The 22,070-nt window shown below is 61.4% G+C and carries 18 protein-coding genes and 1 pseudogene; 16 read left to right on the top strand and 3 right to left on the bottom strand.

Annotated elements, in window-relative coordinates; genetic code table 11:
• Positions 1-50 precede the first annotated feature (50 nt).
• The 5 genes from PMI31_RS14630 to PMI31_RS14610 all read left to right on the top strand — a co-directional run bounded on the left by PMI31_RS14630 (position 51) and on the right by PMI31_RS14610 (position 6,006).
• Positions 51-1,496, top strand: coding sequence for a SulP family inorganic anion transporter (locus PMI31_RS14630; protein ID WP_008018833.1), 1,446 nt, complete (start codon positions 51-53; stop codon positions 1,494-1,496).
• 221 nt (positions 1,497-1,717) lie between these two features.
• Complete coding sequence (locus tag PMI31_RS14625; protein WP_008018832.1) at positions 1,718-3,067, top strand: GntP family permease; 1,350 nt, start codon at positions 1,718-1,720, stop codon at positions 3,065-3,067.
• A gap of 14 nt (positions 3,068-3,081) precedes the next feature.
• A complete protein-coding gene (locus tag PMI31_RS14620) occupies positions 3,082-3,942 on the top strand; it encodes a MurR/RpiR family transcriptional regulator (RefSeq protein WP_008018830.1) in 861 nt (286 codons plus the stop codon).
• A gap of 1 nt (position 3,943) precedes the next feature.
• Complete coding sequence (locus PMI31_RS14615; RefSeq protein ID WP_008018828.1) at positions 3,944-5,401, top strand: N-acyl-D-amino-acid deacylase family protein; 1,458 nt, start codon at positions 3,944-3,946, stop codon at positions 5,399-5,401.
• Between the two features lie 236 nt (positions 5,402-5,637).
• The gene (locus PMI31_RS14610) at positions 5,638-6,006 is read left to right on the top strand and encodes a glyoxalase superfamily protein (RefSeq protein ID WP_008018827.1); all 369 of its coding nucleotides are present in this window, start codon (positions 5,638-5,640) and stop codon (positions 6,004-6,006) included.
• Between the two features lie 26 nt (positions 6,007-6,032).
• On the opposite strand, the gene gliR is transcribed toward PMI31_RS14610, so the two are convergent.
• A complete protein-coding gene (gliR, locus tag PMI31_RS14605; RefSeq protein ID WP_008018826.1) occupies positions 6,033-7,061 on the bottom strand; it encodes an AraC family transcriptional regulator GliR in 1,029 nt (342 codons plus the stop codon).
• Between the two features lie 209 nt (positions 7,062-7,270).
• Here gliR and PMI31_RS14600 point away from each other — a divergent pair, with 209 nt between their 5' ends.
• From PMI31_RS14600 to PMI31_RS14565, 8 genes are all read left to right on the top strand, one after another.
• On the top strand, positions 7,271-8,866 hold the full coding sequence (locus tag PMI31_RS14600; RefSeq protein ID WP_008018825.1) for an FAD-binding oxidoreductase: 1,596 nt from the start codon (positions 7,271-7,273) through the stop codon (positions 8,864-8,866).
• Positions 8,867-8,871: 5 nt separating this feature from the next.
• The gene (locus tag PMI31_RS14595; RefSeq protein ID WP_008018823.1) at positions 8,872-10,461 is read left to right on the top strand and encodes a glycerol-3-phosphate dehydrogenase/oxidase; all 1,590 of its coding nucleotides are present in this window, start codon (positions 8,872-8,874) and stop codon (positions 10,459-10,461) included.
• 20 nt (positions 10,462-10,481) lie between these two features.
• Complete coding sequence (locus tag PMI31_RS14590) at positions 10,482-12,050, top strand: FGGY-family carbohydrate kinase (RefSeq protein WP_043302384.1); 1,569 nt, start codon at positions 10,482-10,484, stop codon at positions 12,048-12,050.
• A 241-nt stretch (positions 12,051-12,291) separates the two neighbouring features.
• Entirely contained in the window at positions 12,292-13,593 is a 1,302-nt protein-coding gene (locus PMI31_RS14585) for a hypothetical protein (protein WP_008018821.1), read from the top strand.
• A 41-nt stretch (positions 13,594-13,634) separates the two neighbouring features.
• Positions 13,635-15,590: a DUF1302 domain-containing protein gene (locus PMI31_RS14580; protein WP_008018820.1), complete on the top strand. Its 1,956-nt coding sequence runs from the start codon at positions 13,635-13,637 to the stop codon at positions 15,588-15,590.
• A 161-nt stretch (positions 15,591-15,751) separates the two neighbouring features.
• The gene (locus PMI31_RS14575; protein ID WP_008018819.1) at positions 15,752-17,125 is read left to right on the top strand and encodes a DUF1329 domain-containing protein; all 1,374 of its coding nucleotides are present in this window, start codon (positions 15,752-15,754) and stop codon (positions 17,123-17,125) included.
• Between the two features lie 87 nt (positions 17,126-17,212).
• A complete protein-coding gene (locus PMI31_RS14570; RefSeq protein WP_008018818.1) occupies positions 17,213-17,458 on the top strand; it encodes a FitA-like ribbon-helix-helix domain-containing protein in 246 nt (81 codons plus the stop codon).
• Entirely contained in the window at positions 17,455-17,874 is a 420-nt protein-coding gene (locus PMI31_RS14565; protein WP_008018817.1) for a type II toxin-antitoxin system VapC family toxin, read from the top strand. The genes PMI31_RS14570 and PMI31_RS14565 overlap by 4 nt, the downstream gene beginning before the upstream one ends.
• A gap of 125 nt (positions 17,875-17,999) precedes the next feature.
• Here PMI31_RS14565 and PMI31_RS31870 read toward each other — a convergent pair whose 3' ends face one another.
• On the bottom strand, positions 18,000-18,863 hold the full coding sequence (locus tag PMI31_RS31870; RefSeq protein ID WP_443217004.1) for a methyl-accepting chemotaxis protein: 864 nt from the start codon (positions 18,861-18,863) through the stop codon (positions 18,000-18,002).
• Positions 18,858-19,784 (bottom strand): annotated as a pseudogene (locus tag PMI31_RS31865) (methyl-accepting chemotaxis protein); the annotation flags it as partial. The gene PMI31_RS31870 and the pseudogene PMI31_RS31865, both read right to left, overlap by 6 nt.
• Before the next feature lie 394 nt (positions 19,785-20,178).
• Here PMI31_RS31865 and PMI31_RS14555 point away from each other — a divergent pair.
• The 3 genes from PMI31_RS14555 to PMI31_RS30945 all read left to right on the top strand — a co-directional run bounded on the left by PMI31_RS14555 (position 20,179) and on the right by PMI31_RS30945 (position 22,017).
• On the top strand, positions 20,179-20,850 hold the full coding sequence (locus tag PMI31_RS14555) for a histidine phosphatase family protein (protein ID WP_043302382.1): 672 nt from the start codon (positions 20,179-20,181) through the stop codon (positions 20,848-20,850).
• A gap of 33 nt (positions 20,851-20,883) precedes the next feature.
• On the top strand, positions 20,884-21,717 hold the full coding sequence (locus tag PMI31_RS14550) for a phosphatase PAP2 family protein (protein ID WP_008018814.1): 834 nt from the start codon (positions 20,884-20,886) through the stop codon (positions 21,715-21,717).
• 72 nt (positions 21,718-21,789) lie between these two features.
• On the top strand, positions 21,790-22,017 hold the full coding sequence (locus tag PMI31_RS30945; RefSeq protein WP_008018812.1) for a hypothetical protein: 228 nt from the start codon (positions 21,790-21,792) through the stop codon (positions 22,015-22,017).
• Positions 22,018-22,070 lie beyond the last annotated feature (53 nt).

Genomic DNA, 22,070 nt, shown 5'->3' with positions numbered 1-22,070 from the left:
CGTAACATCCGCACACTCATTTCTCGTCTCTCCCAGTGTGCGTTCCCCCCATGAAAGCAAAACGTCTACGCGCCGATGTCCTGGCCGGACTCACCACTTCCTTCGCCCTGCTGCCCGAGTGCATCGCCTTCGCGTTGGTGGCGCATCTCAACCCGCTGATGGGGCTCTATGGTGCATTCATCATCTGCACCCTGACCGCACTGTTCGGCGGACGACCAGGCATGGTGTCCGGAGCGGCCGGCTCGATGGCCGTGGTGATCGTCGCACTGGTGGTGCAACACGGCGTGCAGTATTTGCTGGCCACGGTGTTGCTGAGCGGACTGATCATGATCGCGTTCGGGCTGCTCAAGCTCGGCAAGCTGGTGCGCATGGTGCCGTACCCGGTGATGCTCGGTTTCGTCAACGGCCTGGCGATCGTCATTGCCCTGGCGCAACTGGAACACTTCAAGAACGGTGAGGCCTGGCTGAGCGGCACGCCGCTGTACATGATGCTCGGGCTGGTCGCGGTGACCATGGCCGTTGTCTATGTGATGCCGCGCCTGACCCGTACGGTGCCGCCGGCGCTGGTGGCGATTCTCGGTGTGGGCCTGGCGGTGTACCTGCTGGGCCTGCCGACCCGCACCCTGGGCGACATGGCGCACATTGCCGGTGGCTTGCCGACGCTGGCGCTGCCGGACATCGCGTGGAATCCGGACACCCTGCGGATCATCGCGCCCTACGCGATCCTGATGGCGCTGGTCGGGTTGCTGGAAACCCTGTTGACGCTGAACCTCACCGACGAAATCACCGAGAGCCGTGGTTACCCGGATCGCGAGTGCGTGGCGCTGGGGGTGGCGAATGTGGTGTCCGGTGCGTTCGGTGGCATGGGCGGTTGCGCCATGATCGGTCAGACCATGATCAATCTCAGTTCCGGCGGTCGCGGGCGCGTGTCCGGGGCGGTGGCCGGGGTGTCGATCCTGCTGTTCATCCTGTTTCTGTCGCCGCTGATCGAGCGCATTCCATTGGCCGCGCTGGTCGGGGTGATGTTCGTGGTGTCGCAACAGACCTTCGCCTGGGCCTCGTTGCGGGTGCTGAACAAAGTGCCGCTGAACGACGTGCTGGTGATCATAGCGGTGACGGTGATTACCGTTTTCACCGATCTGGCCATCGCGGTGCTCTGCGGCATCATCATTGCGGCGCTGAACTTTGCCTGGCAGCAGGCCCGCCAGCTGTATGCCGACAGTCATCTGGAGAGCGACGGCAGCAAGTTGTATCGGCTGCATGGCACGCTGTTCTTCGCCTCGACCACACCCTTTCTCAATCAGTTCGATCCGGCCAATGACCCGCCGCAAGTGACCCTGGATTGCCGCCACCTGAGCTTTGTCGATTACTCAGCCATCGCTGCGCTGGGCACCTTGCGCGAGCGCTACACCAAGGCCGGCAAGCACCTGCGGGTGCTGCATTTGTCCGAACGCTGCAAGAAATTGCTCAAGCGCGCCCGGATGCAGCACGACTGACCTTAGACATTCGATTTTTCCCACACTGAGCGTGGGAAAGATCTGTCTTTCGGCGATGAAAATTCGTACAGCCGACTTTCATAATTCGCGACACGCCATGTCTCTGTACGACACCTCTTACCCGTGCACGAAAATTACTTTCACCTCGTTTGAAAATCGCCTGTCGAAATGTTTTAAGAGTTTCACAAATATTTCGACGTGACCCTCTCGAGGAGTACCGCATGACCCCGTCCTTCGGCTATTGGCTGCTGGTGTATGCCGCCGTTGCCATCATCGCGCTGATCGTTCTGATCGCCCGTTACCGGCTTAATCCGTTCATTGTCATCACCCTGATTTCCCTTGGCCTGGCGCTGGTCGCCGGGATGCCACCGTCCGGTGTGGTGGGGGCGTACGAGGCCGGTGTCGGCAAAACCCTGGGGCACATCGCGCTGGTGGTGGCGCTGGGGACCATGCTCGGCAAGATGATGGCCGAGTCCGGTGGCGCCGAGCAGATGGCGCGCACGCTGATCGACCGTTTTGGCGAGAAGAACGCGCATTGGGCGATGGTGTGCATCGCGTTTCTGGTCGGGCTGCCGCTGTTCTTCGAAGTCGGTTTCGTCTTGCTGGTGCCGATTGCCTTTACCGTGGCGCGGCGCGTGGGCGTATCGATCCTGATGGTCGGCTTGCCCATGGTCGCCGGGCTCTCGGTGGTGCATGCACTGGTGCCACCGCACCCGGCGGCGATGCTGGCGGTACAGGTGTATCAGGCATCGGTAGGGCAGACGTTGCTGTACGCGATCCTGATTGGTATTCCGACGGCGATCATTGCAGGTCCCCTGTACGCCAAATTCATCGTGCCGCGTATTCAATTGCCGGCGGAAAACCCGCTGGAGCGCCAGTTCCTGGAACGTGAACCCCGCGACAGCCTGCCGGGTTTCGGCATCACCATGGCGACCATCCTGTTGCCAGTGGTGCTGATGCTGATCGGCGGCTGGGCCAATCTGATTTCCACGCCGGGCAGTGGCTTCAACCAGTTCCTGTTGTTCATCGGTAACTCGGTGATCGCGCTGTTGCTCGCCACATTGCTGAGCTTCTGGACCCTCGGCCTGGCCCAGGGCTTCAACCGCGAATCGATCCTCAGGTTCACCAACGAATGCCTGGCGCCGACCGCGAGCATTACGCTGCTGGTGGGCGCCGGTGGTGGCTTGAACAGGATTCTGGTGGACGCCGGCGTCACCGACCAGATCGTTGGCCTGGCCCACGAATTTCATCTGTCGCCGCTGTTGATGGGCTGGCTGTTTGCCGCGCTGATGCGCATCGCCACCGGTTCTGCCACTGTGGCCATGACCACCGCTTCAGGTGTAGTCGCCCCGGTGGCCATTGGTCTGGGTTATCCCCATCCGGAGTTGTTGGTGCTGGCGACGGGCGCCGGGTCGGTTATCTTTTCCCACGTTAACGACGGCGGTTTCTGGTTGATCAAGGAATACTTCAACATGACCGTTGCCCAAACCTTCAAGACCTGGACCGTGCTCGAGACATTGATCTCGGTCGTCGCCTTCGGCCTGACCGTTGGCCTTTCTTACCTGATTTAGCCGGAGTCACCTGCATGGACATCCTCTACCAGATTCGCGCCCGTCAGGATTCCTTCAGCGCCGGTGAAGGACGCATCGCCCGCCTGATGCTCGACGACGTAGGATTTGCCGCCTCCGCCAGCCTCGATGAACTGGCGCTGCGGGCAGAGGTCAGCACCGCGACGCTGTCGCGTTTCGCCCGCACGGTCGGCTGTAAAGACCTGCGCGACTTGCGTTTGCAACTGGCCCAGGCCAGCGGCGTTGGCAGCCGGTTTCTCGACCCGGCGGGCACGCCCGAGCAGTCGGCGTTCTACGGGCAGATCGTGAGTGACATCGAATCGACCTTGCGCCAGCACCTGGCGGCGTTCGATGAATCGCGTTTCGCCGATGCGGTGAAACTGCTGGGCAAGGCGCGGATGATTCATGCTTTCGGCATGGGCGGCTGCTCGACCCTGTGCAGCGACGAATTGCAAGTGCGTCTGGTGCGCCTCGGTTATCCGATTACGGCGTGCCACGATGCGGTGATGATGCGCGTCACCGCCGCCAGCCTCAGCGCTGAGCACGTGGTGATTGTCTGCTCGCTGACCGGGATCACCCCGGAGCTGATTGAAACGGTGGAGCTGGCGCGCAACTATGGCGCGCGCATTCTGGCCATTACGCTCGCGGGTTCACCGCTGGCGCAACTGGCCGACATCGTCCTGCCCCTGCAAAGTGCCGAAACCTCGTTCATCTACAAACCCACGGCAGCGCGCTACGGCATGCTGCTGGCCATCGACGTGCTCGCCACCGAGCTGGCCCTGGCCAATCCTGAAGACAATCAAGAACGTCTGCGGCGGATCAAACTCGCCCTGGACGAATACCGCGGCGGCGACGATCACTTGCCGCTGGGAGACTGACATGCAGTACGACACGCTGATTCGCAACGCCCTGATCATCGACGGCAGCAACAGCCCCGGTTACCCCGCCGACGTGGCCATTCTCAATGGGCGCATCGAGCGTATCGGCGACTTGCGCGATGCCCACGCAAATGAAGAAATCGACGCAGCGGGGCAGGTGCTGGCGCCGGGCTTCATCGACGTGCACACCCATGACGACACCGTGGTGATTCGTCAGCCGCAGATGTTGCCCAAGCTCAGCCAGGGCGTGACCACGGTGATCGTCGGCAACTGCGGGATCAGTGCCTCGCCGGTGAGTTTGCGCGGCGATCCGCCGGATCCGATGAACCTGCTCGGCACGGCCGCGGCGTTCGTTTATCCGACCTTCCGCGACTACCGCACGGCGGTCGAAGCGGCGAATACCACGTTGAACGTTGCCGCACTGGTCGGCCATACGGCGTTGCGCAGCAATCATCTGGACGACCTGTTTCGCACCGCCACGGCCGATGAAATCAGCGCGATGCGCGAGCAACTGCGTGAAAGCCTTGAAGCCGGCGCCTTGGGCTTGTCCACCGGCCTTGCCTATGCCAGCGCCTTCTCGGCATCGACCGATGAAGTGATGCAACTGACCGAAGAGTTGACGGCATTCGGTGCCGTCTACACCACCCATTTGCGCAGCGAATTCGAACCGGTGCTGGAGGCCATGGACGAGGCGTTCCGGATTGGTCGCCATGCACAAAGCCCGGTGATCATTTCCCACCTCAAATGCGCCGGCGCCGGTAACTGGGGGCGTAGTCCGCAGTTGCTGGCGTCCCTCGAACAGGCGGCGAAGACCCACCCGGTCGGTTGCGACTGTTATCCCTACGCCGCGAGTTCATCGACCCTGGACCTCAAGCAGGTGACCGATGCCCACCGCATCACCATCACCTGGTCGACCCCGCATCCGGAAATGGGCGGCCGCGACCTGATGGACATCGCCGCCGAATGGAATGTGCCGCTGCTGGATGCCGCCCGCCAACTGCAACCGGCCGGTGCGGTGTACTACGGAATGGATGAGGCGGACGTCCGGAGAATCCTCGCGCATCCATTGTCGATGGTCGGCTCGGATGGCTTACCGGAGGACCCGTTCCCACACCCGCGCTTGTGGGGCGCATTCCCCCGGGTGCTCGGACATTTCAGCCGTGACGTAGGACTGTTCCCGCTGCACACCGCCGTACACAAAATGACCGGGCTGTCGGCGGCACGCTTCGGTTTGAAGGAGCGCGGTGAAATCCGTGAAGGTCATTGGGCGGACCTGGTGTTGTTCGATCCGGCAACCATCCGCGATGTCGCCGATTTCAACGACCCACAGCGGGCGGCGCAAGGCATCGAGGGCGTATGGGTCAACGGTGTGTTGAGTTACCGCGAGGGCCAGGCCAACGGGCGCAGGGAGGGGCGGTTCCTGGCTCGGGAAGGGGATTTGCGTACGGGGTTTGAGTGAGTTTCGAGGACTGCGTCACAGTGGTGGCATTTTGAGATTAAAGAATGACATTTCCGGGCCGAAGGACTGATATCAAGCCCGACAACCATGATTGTTCGGTTACGTATTCTGTAGGAGCGAGCTTGCTCGCGATGGTCGTTAACGATAACGCGTTTTGACTGGCTAAACGCGGTGCCTTTGACTCCATCGCGAGCAAGCTCGCTCCCACAGGTCTTTCACCGTCTGGGAGCAATTCGATGAGCTTCGGCAAAACCACTCCGGTCCTGCGTATTTTCGACGAAGCCAAGGCAGTGGAGTTCTATGTCGACTTCCTCGGTTTCAAGATCGACTGGCAGCATCGATTCGAAGCGAATTTCCCGCTGTACCTGCAAATCTCCCGTGGCGAATGTGTGCTGCACTTGTCCGAACACCATGGCGACAGCACGCCGGGTTCCGCGTTGCGGATCGAGACGGATGAGCTGGAGTCGTTTCAACAGCAACTGTTGGCCAAGGAATACAGCTTTTCCCATCCACAGATTCAGGCCATGCCGTGGGGCAGCCAGGACATGACCATCGCCGACCCCTTCGGCAATCGGTTGGTGTTCACCAACGCAATCAGCCTCTGAGCCTTCAGCCCCTCAGACTTAAGCCTTCAGCCTTCGTTCTCCACCCGGTGGGTTTGGCGAAACTCGCCAGGCGGCATCCCGCGCCGGCTTTTGAACGTGCGGTGAAACGAGCGGGGTTCGGTGAAACCCAGGTACTGGGCGATGTCCTGAATCGGCAAGGTGCTGTTGAGCAGGTAATGCTCGGCCAGTTCCTGGCGCAGGTCATCGAGGATCTGCTGGTACGACGTACCGGCCTGATGCAACTGGCGTTGCAGCGTGCGCACTGACACGGCGAGATGCTCGGCCACCTGCTCTTTGCGTGGCAGACCTTCCTTGAGCAACTGGCGCAGGATGCTTTTGACCCGCTGTTCCAGCGATGCATCCTCCAGCGTGGCCATCAATCCTTGGGCATGTTCTTCCAGCGTACGCAGCAATTGCGCATCGGCCTGGCGCAATGGCAACTGCAAATACGGCAACGGGACAATCAGCGCCGAATACGGCTGGTCGAACAGTACCGGGCAGTCGAAGAACTGCTCGTACTGTGCCAGCGTCGTGTCGGCCGGACGTGCATGTTCCAGCCAGACGGCGGCCGGCGACATATAAGTGTCAGCGATCCAGCGCGCGTATTGCAGCCAGGAACCGAGCACGTTTTCCACCAGGTGCCGGCGAATTCGCGGGCGTTGATGGCGGCATGTCCAGATCAGGTGCACGTTGCTGTCCTGCACCTCGGCGCGGCTGACGCCCATGTCACCCACCAGCTTCTCGAACGGCATGATGCGGCTCATGGCGTCGCCCAGTGTCGCGCAGTTCATGGTGATGTAACCCAGCACGCTCCAGGAGTTGGGCAACACAAAACGCGCAGCGTTGAGACCGAACAACGGATCGCCCGAGTGTTCGCAGAAATAATCGAGCAGCCGTTCATGGGCTTCACCCGGCAAGCGCAGGCTGTTGTCACTCAACTGCTGCGCCTGCAACCCGGCAGCCGCCAACGCAGGCTCGATGGCCATGCCCAGTTGTTCGGCATGACGCAGGTATTTGAGCAGCGGCGGAACTGAAGTGAAGCCCAGGGATTGCATGATCGTTTCCTTTGATCAAGGCCCGCGTGCGCGGATGAATGCCCTGAAAGGTAATTTGAAACCACGGCTAAAGTAAATGGCTGACGCTTGCCCGACGTTTGACTCAATTGGCTACTCGAACTGGCCGGATGCGACCGTGACACTTTCCGGCGGCTGACTAGTATGGGGACCTGAAATATCACTGATCAGAACCGCAAAAGGACACACGCATGCGACGCTGGAACGGCTGGGGAGATGCAACCACGGTGGTCGAACTGCCGGCCCAGGGCACGAGTTTTCTCGCCAGGCGGGTGGGCGACGGTCGAGCGCTGCCCGATGCGACACTTGAGACGGCATTGGCCCGCGTGCCCCCGTCGCGGTTGCCGCAGCACTTCCTGTACAGCGTGGATGCCCATGATCGCTTGCTGCATGCTCGCGGCCAGAGCCTGCCGGACTGGCTGGCGTTGCGTGAAGGCGCGTTGGGCAATTATCCCGACGCCGTGGCCTTTCCCGTGAGTGCCGAACAGGTTCGCCAGTTACTGACGCTCGCCTATGAGCAGGACCTGTGCCTGATTCCTTATGGCGGCGGCACCTCGGTGGCCGGTCACATCAACCCGCCGAGTTCCGCGCGGCCGGTGGTGACGGTTTCCCTGGCCCGCATGAATCGCCTGCTGGATCTCGACGAAGAGAGCCTGCTGGCCACCTTCGGCCCCGGCACCAGCGGACCGCAGGTGGAAAGTCAGTTGCGTGCCCGGGGTTACACCTTGGGGCATTTCCCGCAGTCGTGGGAGCTATCGACCCTGGGCGGTTGGGTTGCCAGCCGCTCCAGTGGCCAGCAGTCGTTGCGCTATGGGCGCATCGAGCAATTGTTCGCCGGCGGGACACTGGAAACCTTCGCTGGCCCATTGGAGATTCCCTCCTTCCCGGCCTCGGCGGCCGGCCCTGATCTGCGCGAGGTGGTGTTGGGCTGCGAGGGCCGTTTCGGGATCATTTCCGAGGTGAAGGTACGGGTCAGCGCATTGCCCGCCGATGAACGTTTCTACGGGGTATTTCTGCCCGATTGGCCCAAGGCGCTGCAAGCCATCCGCCAGTTGGCCCAGGCGCGCGTACCGCTGTCGATGCTGCGCCTGTCCAACGCGGTGGAGACCGAAACCCAGCTGGCGCTGGCCGGTCACCCGCAGCAGATCGCCTGGCTGGAAAAGTACCTGGCCCTGCGCGGCGCCGGTGCGGGCAAATGCCTGCTGACGTTCGGCGTGACCGGCAATCGTCGGCAAAATGCGCTGTCCCTGCGTCAGGCCCGGCAGCACCTCAAGGCGTTTGGCGGGGTGTTTACCGGCACCTTGCTCGGCAAGAAGTGGGCGCAGAACCGTTTTCGTTTTCCCTACCTGCGCGAAAACCTGTGGAACGCCGGTTACGTGGTGGACACCCTGGAAACGGCCACTGACTGGAGCAACGTCGATAACCTCCTCACGCTGGTTGAAAACAGCCTGCGCGACGCCTTGGCTGCCGAAGGCGAGAGGGTGCATGTCTTCACCCACCTTTCCCATGTCTACGGCGAAGGATCGAGCATCTATACCACCTATGTGTTTCGCCCGGCGGCGGACTACCCAGCGACCCTGGCGCGCTGGCAGGCACTCAAGCAGGCGGCCAGCCAGACTATCGTCGACAACCACGGCACCATCAGTCACCAGCATGGCGTGGGCAAGGACCACGCACCGTACCTGCTACGGGAGAAGGGCGCGCTGGCGATGGAGACCCTGCAGGCACTGAGTCGGCATTTCGATCCGGCCGGGCGACTGAACCCTGGCACGCTGTTGCAGGAGTGACGGCCATGAGCCTGGACTGGAACGCGGCGTGGCGACAGCAGGTGCTGCCGACGCTGGTGCATGAAACCTGGGACCTGATCGTCATCGGCGGCGGCATCAGCGGCGCCGGTATCCTGCGCGAAGCCGCGCGCCGAGGGTGGCGTTGCCTGCTGCTGGAGCAGCGCGATTTCGCCTGGGGCACCTCCAGCCGCTCCTCGAAAATGGTCCATGGCGGCCTGCGATACATCGCCAAGGGCCAGTGGCGCCTGACCCGCGATTCGGTCCGCGAACGCCAGCGCCTGCTCGACGAAGCGCCAGGGCTGGTGGAGCCAATGAGCTTCATGATGCCGCATTACCGTGGCGGCTTTCCCGGGCCGCGGGTGCTGGGTGGTTTGCTGTCCGTCTATGACGCATTGGCCGGGCGACGCAGCCATCACTTCCATGACGCGCAACAACTGCGTTATCTGGCGCCAGGGGTGAAGGAAGATGACTTGCTGGGCGGCACCTGTTTTGTCGATGCGCTGACCGATGATGCCCGCCTGGTGATGCGCGTATTGGGCGAGGCCCGGGCCGACGGCGCCGTGGTGCTCAACGGTGTGCGCGTGCAGCAATTGCTGCGTGAAGAAGGGCGCGTTTGCGGCGTTCAGGTCGAAGACTGCGAGGGTGGCGGATTACTGACATTGCGTTGTGGTGTGCTGGCCGTGGCCACCGGCGCGTGGGCCGAGCGCTTGCGCCCGCCCGATGCCCCTCGCCAGTTGCGCCCGTTGCGTGGCAGTCATTTGTTGTTGCCGGGCTGGCGCCTGCCAGTGGCACAAGCCTTCACCTTCCTGCACGAGCGCGACCGTCGCCCGGTGTTCGTTTTCCCGTGGGAGGGTGCCACGGTGATCGGTACCACGGACCTCGATCATCACGGTGATCTGGACCAGAGCGCGAGCATCAGCCTTGAGGAACTCGACTATCTGCTGGCTGCCTGTAGCCAACAGTTTCCCCAGGCCGAGGTGGTCGCTGCCGATGTGCTGTCGACCTGGTCGGGCGTGCGACCGGTGGTGGGCAGCGCAGCAGGTGAACTCCAGCCCTCGAATGAAACCCGTGAGCATGTGCTGTGGCAGGAACCGGGTTGCGTGACCCTGGCCGGCGGCAAGCTGACCACCTTTCGCCCGCAGGCGATCGAAGTGCTCAAGGCCTGTGCGAGCATGCTCGGCCGGCCCTTCGATGATGACGCCGCACCGGTGTTCGCCAACGTGCCGCCGCTGGCGATACCGGGGCTCAGCGCCAACCGGTGGCGGCGCCTGGCCGGGCGGCATGGCCGTGACTTGCCGAGGCTGGCGAAACTGATCGCGGAACTGGGCCATGACACCGTCGGCGGCACTGACACCTTGTGGGCGGAGCTGGCCGTTGCCTGCGATATGGAAATGGTCCTGCACCTGGATGACCTGCTGCTGCGCCGGACTCGCCTGGGCCTGTTGCTGCCTCGAGGCGCCGAAGATTATTGGCCGGCGATTCGCCGACTCTGTCAGCCGCGGCTGGGCTGGGATGACGAGCGTTGGCAACAGGAGCAGCAGCGCTATCTGGCGTTGTGGCAACGCCATCATGGTTTGCCGGATGCCGCGCATTGATGCCCATTGAAGAGAGCTCCATGGATAACCACCCGAACAAGCGTTACCTGTTGGCCATCGACAATGGCACCCAGAGCGTGCGCGCGCTGCTCTTCGACCTGCAGGGCAATCTGCTGGGCAAAGGCAAGGTCGAGTTGCAGGCCTATTACTCGACTCAGCCCGGCTGGGCCGAGCAGGACCCGGAGTATTACTGGGCCAAACTGGGTGAGGCCTGCCAGCAGTTGTGGCAGCAAACCGGCATCGATCGCTCGCAGATTGCCGGTGTATCCCTGACTACCCAGCGCGGCACAGTGATCAACGTCGATGCCCAGGGCAGGGCGCTGCGTCCGGCGATCCTGTGGCTCGATCAACGCCAGGCCGAAGTCGAAGGCGGTATCAAGGGACCGTGGGGCTGGCTGTTCAAACTGGTCGGCGCGCAAGCCACAGTGGACTACTTTCGCGCCCAGGCCGAGGCCAACTGGATCGCCCGCCACCAGCCTGAGGTCTGGGCGGCGACCGACAAGTTTTTGCTGCTCTCGGGGTTTCTCACCCATCGCCTCTGTGGGCGCTTTGTCGATTCCGTAGGCTGTTGCGTCGGTTACCTGCCGTTCGACTTCAAACGCCTGAAATGGGCTGCACCCGCCGACTGGAAATGGCAGGCGCTGGCGGTGTGCCCCGAGCAACTGCCGAGCCTGCACAAGCCCGGTGAAACCCTGGGCTATATCAGCGCCGAGGCCAGCCGCCACACCGGCATTCCCGAGGGGCTGCCGCTGATCGCCGCGGGGGCCGACAAGGCCTGCGAAGTCGTGGGTTCCGGCGTCGTCGACGCCGGCACCGTGTGCCTTTCCTACGGCACCACAGCGACGATCACCAGCACCCGGTCGCGCTACCTGGAAATCGTCCCGTTGATTCCGCCTTACCCGTCGGCGGTGCCGGATCAATTCAACTGCGAGGTGATGATCTATCGCGGCTACTGGATGGTCAGCTGGTTCAAGAACGAGTTCGGCCTGCGCGAGATGCAACAGGCCAAAGCCCAGGGTGTGGAGCCTGAGCAACTCTTCGATGCGCTGGTCGACGCCGTGCCGCCGGGCTCCATGGGCCTGATGTTGCAGCCCTACTGGTCGCCCGGCATCCGCGAGCCGGGTGTGGAAGCCAAGGGCGCGATGATCGGCTTCGGCGACGTGCATACCCGCGCGCACATTTACCGGGCGATCCTTGAAGGTCTGGCGTATGCCTTGCGTCAGGGCATGGAGAAGATCGAGAAGCGTTCGAGGGTCTCCATCACGCGCTTGCGCGTCGCTGGTGGAGGTTCGCAGAGTGATGCCGCGATGCAACTCACGGCGAACATTTTCGGCCTGCCGGCCGAGCGTCCGCATGTCTACGAAGCGTCCGGCCTGGGCGCGGCCATTTGCTGCGCGGTGGGGCTGGGGCTGTACGCGGATTTCCCCACGGCGACGGCCGCCATGACTCGGGTCGGTGCGGTATTCATGCCGCAACCCGAGGCGCAGCAGATCTATGAGCGACTGTACAAGGAGGTGTACCTGCGCATGTATCGACAGCTCAAGCCGTTGTACCAAAGCATCCGCAAAATTACCGGTTACCCCGCCTAGGAAAACACCCGGGAACCCTGTGGGAGCGAGCTTGCTCGCGATGGCGGTATATCACTCGGCAACTATGTCGACTGACACTCCGCTATCGCGAGCAAGCTCGCTCCCACAATGTTCGGTGGTGTTTTCATGCCACCTGGCGTGGCGCTATCGGAGAACTTTTCTGGTGAGATTGGACAGTGTCAGGGGCAGGGGCGGTTGTTAGGCTCAACTCTCACTGCACATCCAATAAGAACCAAAAGCAATGAAGCTGACATTCCTCCTGTTGCTGCTTTGTGCAACGGCCCCGACGGCCTGGGGCTGGTCCAACCATACGGTGGGCAGCTACCTGGCGTTGCAGGACCTGCCGGCGTTGCGCGATGCGCCGCCGGTCGAAGTCGAGCCACTGGAGCAGTTTCTCGCGCAGCAGTATCAAGCCGTGAGCGCGCTGCTGGACGAGCAGGAACGCTTTGCCCGCGAGCACTTCGCCCAGTACCCACCGCGCCCCGACAGCCTGAAATTGCCAGCCGTACCTGGGGACAATCTGCGCCACGACTTCCTCACCGCGCTGCGGATCAATCCGCAAATTCATCTGGCAATGGTCATTCAGCCGCTGCCCGGCAAGGATCTGCCCGAGCGTGAACACCTTACGGCCGAGCAGGTCATGGTCGAGCAGACGCTCTCGCCATGGAATCGCCAGCGCTTCATCCGCATAACCGAACACGAACAAGTCACGCCCCTGGCCGTGTTGGCCAGCGCCGCTGACGAGCCTGATTACGGCCACGACATCAACCTGTTCAGCGACAACCCCGGCGAAGTCGGCGCGCTATACGGCTTCGGCCCGCAGCCCTTCGGTGACGCGCGGTTTCAGTACAGCTCCCAGGCGCCGTTCCATATGGGCTTCTTCCATGAGAGCCCGGTGGTGTACGCCGCTGCCGGATTTCTCGAACGCAGCTGGCCGGACTGGCGCGCCTATCAATACATGGGGTTGGCGCGACTGGCCTTTGCCAGCGGCCATTCTTACTGGGGCTATCGCTTTTTGGGCTGGGGCCTGCACCACATTCAGGACCTGACCCAGCCTTATCACGCCAAGCCATTGCCCGGCGTCGACCTCGCCAGTCTTCTTCTGTTGGAAGGCAAGGCACTGGCCGGTTTCGCTGCCGACAAGCAGGCGTCCATCGAACGCGTTGCGACCCGGCACATGGAAGTGGAGAAGTATCAGTCGACCTGGCTGCGTCGTTTGCTGCGCGCGGGTCAGCCCCATCCGATGCTCGACGCTTATGCCGATTCTGCCCAGGACGCCCATTACCCGCCGTACTCGGTGGACTACCTGCGTGAAGTGGTGAGTGCCGAGTCCGTCGACGCATCCGCAGCGTTCGATGACGCCATCGGCCAGTGGCTGGACACCGCACCGATCACCAGCGATTTCAGCAGCGGTAATCAGCTGCAGCGCGAAGACTTCGACCATCCGGCACTTAACCAACAGCTGTTCAAACTGCTGGGACATTTCGGTGCGCACAGCCGGATTTATGCCGGTGCGGGATTGGCGCCCCAACCATCGCAGTAACGCACACAAAAACAATAAATCCAGGGAAAGAGGAACGGATCATGAGCACTCGATTTCGCCTGTCTGGCGCGGCGCTTCCCGGCGTTGGCCTGGCAGGGCTGCTGCAACTGTGCGCGGTCGACGGCGTGCAGGCCGGGGAGTTCAGCGTGCTGGACAATCAGGTCACCGGTTCATTCGACAGTACCTTGTCTTATGGCCGCTTGTGGCGGGTCCAGGGCCGGGACAAGAACAACGACGACATCAACACCAACGACGGCAATCGCAACTTCGACACCGGGCTGGTTTCCGAGGTGTACAAGATCACCTCGGAGCTCGAGGCCAACTATCAGAACTACGGGATGTTCGTGCGCGGCACCGCGTTCTATGACACCCAACTGATGGACAAGCGCAACGATTACTTGCGCAACAACAACCCGTCGCAACCCAGTCAGAGTTTCCCGCAGGATGACCATTTCACCAGCCAGACCCGCGATATCGCCGGCAGTCGGGTGGAGTTGCTCGACGCCTACCTCTATGGCAATTGGGACGTCGCGCAGATGCCGGTCACGGCACGTATAGGGCGCCAGGTGTTCAACTGGGGCGAGGGGATTTTCTACCGTGGCGGGATCAACACCACCAACCCGGTGGATGCGGCCAAGTACCGTTTGCCCGGGGCCGAAGTCAAGGAAGTGCTGGTGCCGGTGGAAGCGCTCAGCTTCAACATCGGCCTGACCGACACCCTGACCATGGAAAGTTTTTACCAGACCAACTGGAAGGAAACCCGCATCGACCCGGTCGGCACTTTCTACTCGCAGACGGACCTGTTCGCCGACGGCGGCAACACCGCCTACAACAATTTTACCGGTACCGCGCTGGACACCCCGGTGCCTGGCTTCGGCAACGTGATTGGTCTGTACAGCGCGCTGGGCAACAACCCGGTACTCAACCAGGCCCTGAGCACCACCGGCCTGTACGCCAAAGGGGTCACCCCTGCCTTTGGCAACACCGTCAAAGTGGCCTCGGTCGGCAAGGATTTCAACGCGCGCAACGACGGCCAGTTCGGTTTCGCTTTTCGCTACATCGCAGAAGAGCTCAACAGCACCGAGTTCGGCTTGTACATGGTCAACTATCACGCCAAGGAACCGACCATTTCCGCCGATCTGGGCGGGTACAAGGGCATCGACATGAATGCCCTGACCAACCTGTTGACCGGTGTCGCTGGCAGTCAGGCGGGGCAACTGGCCAACGGTCTGGCGACCGTGGATGTGCTGGGCAATATCCAGGCGCATCGGCGCTACGCCGAAGACATCCGCATGTACGGCTTCAGTTTCAACACCACCCTGGGCCAGGCGTCGGTGTTTGGTGAAGTGGCTTATCGGCCGAACCTGCCCATCGGGGTCGCCGCCACCAACGACCTGATCGGCGACCTGGCCAACGGCGCTGCCGCCGCGGCGGCCGGCCAGACCATCAACATTGGCGGGCAGCAGGTCACGCTCGCCAGCCAGATCAATAACGCTGAGCGGGTGGAAGCGTTCAACACGTCCTTAGGCACCATTTACAACTTTGGCCCGAGCCTGTCATTCGACTCGATGTTCGGCGTGTTCGAGCTGGCGTCCGAGCACCTGCGCGGTAGCAGCCTGCAATACACCGCCTTTGACGGCAGTACCCGTTACTTCGCGGGCACCGGTAACTTTTCCTATGTGTCCGGCGGCGAACGCAGCGACCAGGTCAACCGCAACTCCTACAGCTACACGGCGATGCTCAACGGCACCTGGAACGACGTGTATGCCGGGGTTAACGTCTCGCCATATGTCGTCTACAAGGATGACTTCGAGGGCAACAGCTATCAGGCGGGCAATGTCATCGAGGGCCGCAAGGCCTACACCCTGGGGATCAAGGCCAACTACCAGAACAAGCTGGAGGCCGAGCTGCAATACACCGAGTTCTATGGCGGCGGGCAGGACAACGGCCTGCGTGACCGCGACAACGTCGGCTTCAACCTCAAGTACTTCTTGTGAAAGCTCATCCCCCCTGTGGGAGCGGGCTTGCCCCGGGCGGCGTTCCGACGATGACGGCAGCACATTCGACATCAATGTTGGCTGACCCACCGCTATCGCTGGCAAGCCAGCTCCCACAAGTGCCGGGTGCAGTGCATCTGCCTTTAATTCGGAGAACGATTATGTTTGATACTTCACGACTGACCAAGACCACGCTGGCGCTGTTCCTGAGCCTGGCCGCCGGCAGCGCGCTGGCCGCCGTCACGCCCCAGCTGGCCGAGCAATTGAAAACCACGCTGACGCCGCTGGGAGCCGAGCGTGCCGGCAATGCCGCCGGGACCATACCGGCCTGGAGCGGTGGCATCACCCAGGCCCCGGCGGGCTACAAGCCTGGCCAGCATCACCTGGACCCCTATGCGGCGGACAAGCCGCTGTTCACCATCACCAAGGCCAACCTCGATCAGTACAAGGCTCACCTCAGCCCGGGTCAGATCGCCCTGTTCAACAGCTACCCCGACAGCTTCCAGATGCCGGTCTATCCCTCTCGCCGATCGGGTTCGGCGCCGCAGTGGCTGTATGACAACACCTTGAAAAATGCGACCTCGGCCAAGCTGCTCGATGGCGGGACCGGTTTTGCCGATGCCTACGGCGGTGTGCCGTTCCCGGTGCCCAAGGACGGGATCGAGGTGCTGTGGAACCACATCACCCGTTATCGCGGCATCTATGTGGTCCGGCGTGCCTCCGAAGCGCCGGTACAACGCAACGGCAGCTTCGCGCTGGTGACCTCGCAGCAGGAAGGGCTCTTCAACTATTACCGCCAGGGCGGGCAGTTTGCCGACCTGAAAAACATCCTGTTCTACTACCTGGCGTTCGTGAAGAGCCCGGCCCGGCTGGCCGGCGGTGCGGCGTTGGTGCACGAGACCCTGGACCAGCTCAAGGACCCGCGTCAGGCCTGGGTCTACGACGCGGGCCAACGCCGTGTGCGCCGGGCGCCGAACCTCGCGTATGACACCCCGATCGCTTCATCCGACGGCCTGCGCACGGCGGACGATACCGACCTGTTCAACGGCTCGCCAGACCGCTACGACTGGAAGCTCAAGGGCAAGCAAGAGGTCTACATTCCCTATAACAATTACAAAGTCGGCAGCCCTGAGGTGAAGTACGCGCAGTTGCTCACACCGGGCCACCTCAACCCGCAATTCACCCGTTATGAGCTGCATCGGGTCTGGGTGGTCGAAGGCACGCTCAAGCCGGGCGCGCGGCATATCTATTCCAAGCGCGTGCTGTTTCTGGACGAGGACAGCTGGGGCGCCGCACTGGTGGATCAATATGACGGACGAGGGGAGTTGTGGCGGGTGTCGATGGCCTACCTGAAAAACTTCTACGACCTGCCCACCACCTGGAGTGCACTGGACGTCTTCCATGACTTGCAGGCGCGTCGTTACTACGTGCAGAACCTGGACAACGAAGAACCGGCCACCGTGGACTTCGCCCAACCGGTACCAGAAGACGCGTACTTCATGCCGTCGGCGTTGCGCCAGCGCGGGACGCGGTGATATTGGCCATTCGGAAGATGACCGGGTTTTGGTTGAACAGAATGTGCTAGCCTGCAATCAATGATTTCATTGATTGCAGGAGGCGTCATGGCCAGCATCACAATTAGAAACCTTGATGAAAAGCTCAAGGAACAGTTGCGTATCACAGCGGCTCATAACGGACATTCCATGGAAGAAGAGGCTCGCCTGATTCTGGGCAGGGCCTTGGCGACTGTTGATCGCGCCGGTGGACTTGGAAGCAGGATCCGCAACAGATTCAGCGACCTCGGCGGAGTTGAGCTTGATTTGCCAGAGCGTTCAGAGAAAGCAACGGCGGTGGATTTTTCTGAATGATAGTGCTCGATACCAACGTTTTTTCAGAGTTTATGCGAGTTGAGCCTGAAGCCCGGGTGCTTGCCTGGGTTGATGCGCAGCCATCGATGGATCTGGCAGTCAGTGCGGTAACGGTGGCAGAAATACTCCACGGCATTGCGCGCCTGCCTTCTGGCAAGCGCAAACAAAAACTTGAAGCCCATGCCATGGCAATGTTCGAAGAGGACTTTGCCGGACGCATTTTGCCGTTCGATGCTCATGCCGCTGTTGAGTACGCAACGTTGACAGCAGGTGCTGAAGCAAATGGGCGTGTGGTTTCAATGGCAGATGCGCAAATTGCCGCCATTTGCCGAAGCCATGGGGCTGCCATAGCCACCCGCAATGTTCGGGATTTCGAGTTCAGCGGTGTTGAAGTAATAGATCTCTGGATGAGCTGAGCTCCCCCTGTAGGAGCGAGCTCGCTCGCGATGGTGGTCAACGATAACGCGTGCATTCTGAATGACCGCAGCCCTGGCAAGTTCTTCGCGAGCAAGCTCGCTCCTACAGGGCGAGCCTGAAGTCATCACACGCGGAAGTGGCTCACCATCTGCTGCAATTGACCACCCAGCCGCGCCAGCTCAACGCTGGACTTGGCGGTCTCATCGCTGGCGGTCGCAGTCTGTTCAGACACGTCGCGCACGTTGATGATGCTGCGGCTGATCTCTTCGGCCACGGCGCTTTGCTGTTCGGCAGCGGCGGCGATCTGCTGGTTCATCGACTGGATATTGGACACCGTGCGGGTGATGTTCTCCAGTGACTCGCCGGCCTTGCGGGTCAGGGCCACGCTGCTGTCGGTGAGGGTGCGGCTGTTGTTCATCACGGCCGACACTTGTTGCGTGCCGTTCTGCAGGCCGGCCACCAGGCCTTCGATTTCCTCGGTGGATTTCTGCGTGCGCTGGGCCAGGCCACGGACCTCGTCGGCCACCACCGCAAAACCACGACCGGCTTCCCCGGCGCGGGCCGCTTCGATGGCGGCGTTGAGCGCCAGCAGGTTGGTCTGCTCGGCCACGGCCTTGATCACGTCCATGACGCTGCCGATCTTGTCGCTTTCCTGTTGCAGCACGCTCATGGCTTCGGTGGAACGCGCCACTTCGCTGGCCAGACGCTCGATCTGGGCGATGGCTTCGTTGACCACCTTGTCGCCTTCACGGGCTTCGCCGTCCGCCGCCGCAGCGGCTTGGGAGGCTTCTTCTGCGTTGCGCGCGACTTCCTGCACGGTGGCGGTCATCTCGTGCATGGCGGTCGCGACCTGATCGGTCTCGACTTTCTGACTGTTGACCCCGGCGCTGGTCTGCTCGGTCACGGCCGACAGCTCTTCGGCGGCGCTGGCGATCTGGGTGACGCCGTCGCGGATGCCGCTGATCAAGTCGCGCAGGGTCACGCCCATGCGTGCGATGCCTTGCTGCAACACGCCGAGTTCGTCGCGACGGGTGACCAGCACGTTCTGGGTCAGGTCGCCGCTGGCAATGCGGTCGACCACCGCCAGGGTTTCGCGCAAAGGACGGGTGATCTGGCGAGTGATGACCACGGCGGCAATGACGCCCACCAGCAAGGCCAGCAACGTGCTGACCAGCTGCAAGGTGCGCGCCCGGGCGCTTTCGGCGTCACGCCGGTCGAGCTGGATCTGATACAGCTGATCGCTCTGGGACACAATGGCGGCGCCCTGGTCGGTCATTTCCTTGCGCGCTTGCACCGCGTTATTGCTCGCGGCCTTGTAGGCCTGCAAGGCGCTGCGGTAGTTGCCCAACGCAGCCTCCAGCTGACGCAAGGCGTCTTGTTGGGTATCGGCGAAATGCGCGTTCAGCGGTTTCAGGCTGGCGATGGCGGCGTCCAGTTGGCCGAGCGCTTTTTGCTCGGTCTCGGCATTGGTACTGGCGGTGTAGCCGCGCACTTCGTAGCGGGCCAGCAGAAACGCTTCCCTGGCAGCCGTAATGGCCTGGAACTGTTCAAAGCGCTGGTCGCTTGGCGGCATTTGCTGCACGCGGGTATTGATGTCGTTGATCAGCGTGTTGGCGGTTTCGGCGTTGGTACTCATGGCGTCGCGGGCGCTGTTGCCGGCGCGATAAGCGTTGCGCATTTTGCCGAGGGACATCTTGTAGGCGTCGATGACGGCACCCTGCTCTCGGAGCAGCTTGAGGTTTTCCGGGCTCTTGAACTTCGCCAGCAGGGCTTGTTGCTGGGCCGAGAAGGCGTCGAGGGTGGTCTGCACGCTCTGCGCGGCGGTTTCGTCGCCGTTGGTCAGCATGTATTGCAGGCGAACCACGCGCAGCTTGGTCAGGCCGGCGTTGAGCTGGGTGATGTCACTCATCCAGTTGCTGCGGTCAATCAACCCGCCCAGGCTGGTCCAGCCGGTCAGGGCGAGGACGCAGGTCAGTGCCAGGACCAGGCCGAATCCCAGGCCCAGTTTCAGGTTCACGCTGATGTTGCCGAACCAGCTATTCATCAAATTCCTCCAGGAACGTAGTGCTTCTATTTCGTCGGTTGGCTGGAAGATTGTTTTTTTTGGGGGCCGCCAAGCTGTGTAAGCAGGATGTATCGGCAGCAATCCTGGGAGCTGAAAGGTTTTTGTGCGGCGAATTCTGTAACAAGGTTTTTGCAGCGTTTTAAGCTTTTTTTCACATGTCTTTCACCCGCCGGCAACGCACGTTTCTTTAACCTTTCGGGATCTAATGAGGTGGTCTGTGCCGGCGAGGCGGCTTGATGTGGAATTAAGACTGAGTCTTTTCGGGATAAAACGCTTGATCGATCTGAACCGCTTCGCCCGTTATCGCAATGCTGCGGTGGTGTTGGCCTCGGCGCTGTTGGTTGTCCCGCTGACCGTGTTTTTGCTGCGTCCCGCCACTGCGCCGGACCTGGCTCACGGCAATGTAGCCGGTACACAGGCCTTGATGACAGGATGGGCCAAGGGCGACATGATCGTGCTGGTGCGCCACGTCGAGCGCTGCGATCACTCCTCGGCACCTTGCCTAGTGGGCAACGATGGCATTACCGCGCGCTCTCGCAGTGTTGCCGAGAGTCTCGGGGCACAGTTCAAACGCCTTGGCCTGGACAAGGCCGATATCTACAACAGCCCGATCCTGCGCACGGCACAGACCGCCAACTTCATGTTCAACAAGGTTGGCACGGGGGAGGACTGGCTGATCAGTTGCAAGGGCACCATGCTGCGCGACGCGCTTGCGCACAAAGTGGCCGGGCGTAACCTGGTTCTGGTGACCCACAGCGAGTGCATGGAACAACTGGAAAAAGACCTGAAGCTACCGCCTACGACGCTGGGTTATGGTGCTTCGCTGTTTATTTCCGCCGAAACCCCGCAAACTCCGCGCATGCTTGGTTTCATCGATGCCTCTGACTGGAGCTCGGTGAACACTCATTGAGTTTTCCCTCCTTTTTTTGAATCAGGATTCACAATGCTGACCGCTTCTCGCTACCGCTTTTACTGGGTGAATTTCGGTATTCCGCTGGCCTGCGCGGTCGTGGTGTTCCTGATGTTCGACATGACCACAATCGACATTGCCTTCAACAATTATTTTTTTGATCCGGTGACGCAGACGTACCCGTTGGACCAATCCCATCTGTTCGAAAAAATTACCCATAAATGGGCGCGGATCATTCCGAACTGGACCGGCGAAATTGCGATTATCGGTGCCTTGCTGTCGTTTCTCTGGCCGCGTCTGAAGGCTGAAAAGCACTCGAAAATCATCGCTTTCCTGGAAAAAATCAAAGTCGCACCGGTGCTGCGCTTTGCCACCCGGCACCGTCGGGACTTTCTCTATGTGGTGTTCGCGTTTTCCATCAGCACCGGGGTCATTCACTACCTCAAGGGCCACACCAGCGTGTATTGCCCGATCGAGACCACCCAGTACGGCGGCAAAAAGGAGCACGTGGAGTGGTATGAAAATTTCGACCTGCTGAAAGTCGCCGGTGACGGTCGCTGCTGGCCGGGCGGACATGCGTCGGGTGGTTTCACCATGCTGGCGTTGTACTTCGTGGCTCGCCGTTATCGCTGGCGCTATTCCAAGGCGATCATGTACGGCTCGCTGACCCTCGGTTTCATCTACGGCACAACGCGGGTGTTGCAGGGCTGGCATTACATGTCCCACACCCTCTGGGCCGGGATCTTTGTGTGGCTGGCGTGTTTGCTGACGGCGCTGGCGTTTTACGGGCGAGCGAGGCTGGAACAGCCGGTGCTTTCCAAAGCGCAACAAGCGGTGCCGGCGACTCAGGCTCAGCCCGTGAATTGAGTTGGCTTTGAACAGAAAAACCCGCAACCCGAAAGGGCTGCGGGTTTTTTGTTGCCTGGGGGGGAGCCTTCAGTGAGCTCGGGGGAGTCTGTTCTAGTCATTATCCAGGTGCATTTCCATGGCAACTCCGGCGACCCGCGTTTCGGTGGAGCCTTGCAATGGGTGGTTGCCAAGGGCGAAGAAAAACAGCAGGCAACACAGTGCAAACAGCAGTGGGACAGGGCGCGACATGACTTCTGGCTACCGGAAAAGGAAGGCCGAAAAAAAGGCTGGAAAAAAGTATACGGAACGCTTTCTTAACGAAGCTTGAACAACTGCTGTGATCTATTAGGGGTTAAGGTCGACCTTCATTT

The organism is Pseudomonas sp. GM55 (genome assembly GCF_000282395.1).
Classification (GTDB): Bacteria; Pseudomonadota; Gammaproteobacteria; order Pseudomonadales; family Pseudomonadaceae; genus Aquipseudomonas; species Aquipseudomonas fluorescens_CC.
This window is presented reverse-complemented; position numbering and strand designations above follow the sequence as displayed.